Raw genomic sequence first — 3909 nt, 5'->3', positions numbered from 1 at the left:
ATCCCGACCCGATGCGCCGCTCATGGCGCTCGCACTGCCCGTCATGGGTGCAGACAGTACGGCGCGCCGTCCCGGAATCCGGGGCGGCGCGCCGTGAAGGGTGTTACTTGTGAGGCTCCTGTGACTTAGGAGTACAGGTTCGCAATGGCTTCTTTGTAAGTGTCATGGATGACATTGCGCTTGAGCTTCATCGTCGGGGTCAACTCGCCGGTGTCGATGGTGAAGTCGGTGGCCAGGACGTCGAACTTCTTGATCTGTTCGGCGGCCGAGACCTTGCTGTTGGCGGCACTGACTGCAGCGTCGAACTCGGCGCGCAGCGTCGGGTTGGCGGCCAGATCCTCCATCGAGGTGTCGGCAGGCAGGCCATTGCGCTCGAGCCAGGCTGGGGCGGCCTCCGGATCGATGGTCAGCAGGGCGCCGATGAACGGCATCTTGTCGCCGACCACCAGGCACTGGCTCACCATCGGATGGGCCCGGATGGTGTCCTCCAACTGGGCGGGGGAGACGTTCTTGCCGCCGGCGGTGACGATCAGTTCCTTCTTGCGGCCGGTGATGAACAGGAAGCCGTCATCTAGGCGGCCGATGTCGCCGGTGCGGAACCAGCCGTCCTGTAGCGCCTCGGCCGATGCCGCCGGATTCTGCCAGTAGCCGGTGAAGACAACGGGTCCGCGCAGCAGTACCTCGCCGTCGTCGGCGATACCCACGCTCACGCCCGGCACCGGGCGGCCGACCGAGCCGATCTTGGTGTGGGCGACGTTGTTCGCGGTGACTGCGGCGGTGGTCTCGGTGAGTCCGTAGCCTTCGAAGATCGGGATGCCGGCACCGCGGAAGAAGTGGCCGAGGCGGTCGCCCAGCGGGGCGCCGCCGGATATGGCGGCCTCGCACTGGCCGCCGAGGGCGGCGCGGAGCTTGCCGTAGACCAGCTTGTCGAAGATGGTGTGCTTGACCTTCAGGACCAGGCCGGCGCCGCCGGCGTCGAGCGCGCGCGAGTAGGCGATCGCGGTGTCGGTGGCCTTGTCGAAGATGCTGCCTTTGCCGCCGTCGACGGCCTTCTGGCGCGCCGAGTTGTAGACCTTCTCAAAGACACGCGGCACCGACAAGACGTAGTTCGGCTTGAATACCCCGAGGTTCTCGACCAGGTTCGGCAGGTCGCTGGAGTGGCCCAGGACAACGTCGTTCTCCAGGCAGGCGATCGCGATGACGCGGGCAAAGATGTGGGCCAGCGGCAGGAACAGCAGGGTGGTCTTGCCTTCGCTCAGGCCCGGGCCGACCGAGTCGCGCACGGCGGTGGCCTCGGCGATGAAGTTGCCGTGCGTCAGAACGACGCCCTTGGGGCGGCCGGTGGTGCCCGAGGTGTAGATCAGGGTGGCAGCGTCCGTCGAGCGCGCATTTGCCTCACGCTGGTCGAGGGTCGAGTCTGGTACCTCGGCCCCGCGGCGGCGCAGTTCGGCGATGGCGCCGTCGTCGATCACCAGCGTCTCCCGCAGGGCGGCAGTAGCCGCAATCACCGCGTCGTGCTTGGTGCGCTGGTCGTTGTTCTCGACGACGAGGACCTTGGTGCCCGAGTCGTTCAGGATCCAGTCGACCTGGTCCGATGCCGAGGTCTCGTAAATGGCAACGGTGGTGGCGCCGGACCGCCAGATGGCGTAGTCCAGCAGGCTCCACTCGTAGCGGGTCGAGCTGAGGATGGCCACCCGGTCGCCGGGTTCCACGCCGGAGGCGATCAGGCCCTTGGCCACCGCGTCGACCTCGTCGGCAAACTGCTGGGCGGTGACCGTCAGCCAATGGCCGGAGTCGCCGAGTCGTTTGAACACCGGTGCTGCGGGGCTGGTGTGGCGAAGATTCTGCAGCTTGGTGACGGTGGTGGTTTTCTCACCGATGGCCAAGTTGGAGGGAGTGCTGAACTCCTGCATGACGGCGGTCTCCTCGAGTCGGGAATATGCGCAATGGGCGGTTCGGGGTGAACCTCGCACCCAGAAACCCTACCAGCGGGCGAAGTGGCGCATGTCACAGGGCGCTGTGGGGGTAGAATCACCTGCTGATGACTACTTATGAGCACCCCGGATCGTTCGACGGCCTCGGAATCGACGAGCGCGTGCGTGCCGCACTCGACGAAGTCGGCTACGAAACGCCGTCGCCCATTCAAGCCGCCACCATCCCGCCACTGATGGACGGCCGAGATGTGGTCGGGCTGGCGCAGACCGGAACGGGCAAGACCGCAGCCTTCGCTATCCCGATTCTGTCTCGGCTGGACACCTCCGCGCGCAAACCGCAGGCGTTGGTCTTGGCGCCGACCCGAGAGCTCGCGCTGCAGGTAGCCGAGGCCTTTGCGCGTTACTCCTCGAAGATGCCCGAGGTCAAGGTGCTGCCAATCTACGGCGGTCAGGCCTACGGTATTCAGCTGTCCGGCCTGCGCCGTGGCGCCCAGGTGATCGTCGGAACGCCTGGCCGAGTGATCGACCATCTAGACAAGGGCACCCTCGACCTTTCGGAACTGGCGTATCTGGTGCTGGACGAGGCCGATGAGATGCTGTCGATGGGCTTCGCTGAGGACATTGAGCGGATCCTCGCGGACACTCCGGACGAGAAGCAGGTCGCGTTGTTCTCGGCGACGATGCCGCCGACGATCGGCCGTCTGGCACGCAAGTATCTGAACAACCCGCAAGAGGTGAAGGTCAAGTCGCAGACCTCCACGGCGCCCAATATCAGCCAGCGCTATCTGCAGGTTTCGCATCAGCGCAAGCTTGACGCGTTGACCCGGGTGCTCGAGGTCGAGACTTTCGACGGGATGATCGTCTTCGTCCGCACCAAGTCTGCGACTGAAGAACTCGCCGAGAAGCTGCGTTCGCGAGGGCTGTCGGCGATGGCGATTAACGGCGACATGGTGCAGGCGCAGCGTGAGCGCACCATCAATCAACTCAAAGACGGCACCATCGACATTCTGGTCGCCACCGACGTCGCCGCCCGCGGTTTGGACGTCGAACGCATCAGCCACGTCGTCAACTACGACATCCCCCACGACACCGAGTCGTACGTGCACCGCATCGGTCGCACCGGACGCGCGGGGCGGTCGGGTACGGCGATGCTGTTCGTCTCGCCGCGCGAACGCCATCTGCTCCGGGCCATCGAGCGGGCCACCAAACAGGAACTCACCGAGATCGATCTGCCGTCTGTGGAGGACGTCAATGCACAGCGCGTGGTGAAGTTCGGCGAGTCGATCACCAACAACCTTGAGTCCGAGCACCTGGACATGTTCCGCGGTCTGGTCGAGACCTACGCCCGAGAGAACGACGTCACCCTCGCCGATATCGCGGCGGCGCTGGCCCTGGAGTCCCGCGACGGCGGATTCCTGATGAATCCCGATCCGCCAGCTGGCGAGCGGCGTGACCGCGATCGTGATCGCGGCGACCGTCGAGAACGGGAACGCAAGGGTGGCGGAAAGTTCGCGACCTACCGGATCGCGGTCGGCCGTAAGCACAAGGTGTCTCCCGGTGCGATCGTCGGTGCAATCGCCAACGAGGGTGGCCTGACCCGCAATGACTTCGGCAACATCAGCATTCGCGACGACTTCTCGCTGGTCGAACTCCCGGACGATCTGGACAACGAGACCCTCAACAACCTCAAACACACCCGGATCGGCAAGCACCCGATTGCCCTGAGTCGCGATATGGGCGCGCCCGGACAGCGCGGCGGCCGCAGCGGCGGCCATCACAAGGGTGGTAAGAAGGACCATTGGGGCAAGCGCCCACCGCGCGTCGCCGGCCGCGGTCGGAGCTAATAAGGCCGCCTTCACCGCGATAATCGGGTGGTCGTCGTTTTCGGTCGGTTAGCTGATCAGGAGCGGGAGGCCGGCCGCTGCCGTGGCCAGCAGGCGCAGCGAGATGCCGAGCAGTTCGGACGGCTCGGGAT

2 protein-coding genes are annotated in these 3909 nt (G+C 65.4%); one reads left to right on the top strand and one right to left on the bottom strand.

Annotated features, from left to right (window positions below):
- Positions 1-125 precede the first annotated feature (125 nt).
- On the bottom strand, positions 126-1913 hold the full coding sequence (locus WAW85_RS01960; protein WP_422557980.1) for an AMP-dependent synthetase/ligase: 1788 nt from the start codon (positions 1911-1913) through the stop codon (positions 126-128).
- 128 nt (positions 1914-2041) lie between these two features.
- Between WAW85_RS01960 and WAW85_RS01955 the strand changes: the two genes are divergently transcribed.
- Positions 2042-3778 (top strand): DEAD/DEAH box helicase, encoded by a 1737-nt coding sequence (locus tag WAW85_RS01955; protein WP_422557979.1) that lies wholly within the window; start codon positions 2042-2044, stop codon positions 3776-3778.
- Positions 3779-3909: the final 131 nt, after the last annotated feature.

The sequence above is a fragment of the Gordonia sp. (in: high G+C Gram-positive bacteria) genome (assembly GCF_049299075.1).
In the GTDB taxonomy this organism is placed as follows: Bacteria; Actinomycetota; Actinomycetes; order Mycobacteriales; family Mycobacteriaceae; genus Gordonia.
This window is presented reverse-complemented; position numbering and strand designations above follow the sequence as displayed.